We start from the raw sequence: 1,026 nt of genomic DNA, 5'->3' as shown, positions 1-1,026 counted from the left end.
GAACTTCACGAACAAGCACCACTGGAACCAATCGGTGATGCTTCACGCCAAAAAGGGCTTTGATCCTGAACGGGTGGAGAAAACATTGCAGGCGCTGATCGAGCATCATGACGCGCTCCGCATGGTCTACCGTGAGGGACAGGAAGACGTCATTCAATACAACAGAGGTCTTGAAGCTGCTTCCGCTCAATTGGAGGTCATCCAGATTGAGGGCCAAGCTGCAGATTACGAAGACCGTATAGAGAGAGAAGCGGAGCGTTTGCAAAGCAGCATCGACTTGCAGGAAGGCGGCTTGTTAAAAGCAGGCTTGTTCCAAGCGGAAGCCGGAGACCACTTGCTTCTTGCCATTCACCACTTAGTGGTTGACGGCGTGTCGTGGCGGATTTTACTGGAGGATTTCGCCGCAGTATATACACAGCTTGAGCAAGGCAATGAACCGGTTCTCCCGCAGAAAACACATTCATTTGCAGAGTATGCAGAGAGATTGCAAGACTTCGCGAACTCCAAAGCCTTTTTGAAAGAAAAAGAGTATTGGAGACAGCTTGAAGAACAAGCTGTCGCGGCAAAGCTTCCGAAAGACCGCGAATCTGGTGATCAGCGAATGAAACATACAAAGACAATTGAATTCTCGCTGACTGCTGAAGAGACAGAACAGCTCACCACAAAGGTGCATGAGGCATATCACACAGAAATGAATGATATTTTGCTGACGGCATTCGGATTGGCAATGAAGGAGTGGACGGGTCAGGATCGAGTAAATGTTCATTTAGAGGGGCACGGACGTGAAGAAATCATAGAAGACCTGACCATTTCCCGCACAGTCGGCTGGTTTACAAGTATGTACCCAATGGTGCTCGATATGAAGCATGCGGATGATCTGGGCTACCAGCTGAAGCAAATGAAAGAAGATATCAGACATGTGCCGAATAAGGGAGTCGGATACGGCATTCTGCGCTATCTGACGGCACCGGAACATAAAGAAGATGTGGCGTTCTCGATTCAGCCGGATGTCAGCTTCAACTATTT

1 protein-coding gene is annotated in these 1,026 nt (G+C 48.8%); it reads left to right on the top strand.

Translation table 11 applies throughout. The features are described 5' to 3' along the window. The coding region (locus ACWF4Z_RS38440; RefSeq protein WP_452248128.1) for a condensation domain-containing protein at positions 1-1,026 on the top strand (1,026 nt) is incomplete at both ends.

The organism is Kribbella sp. NPDC055071, from assembly GCF_053608045.1.
This window is presented reverse-complemented; position numbering and strand designations above follow the sequence as displayed.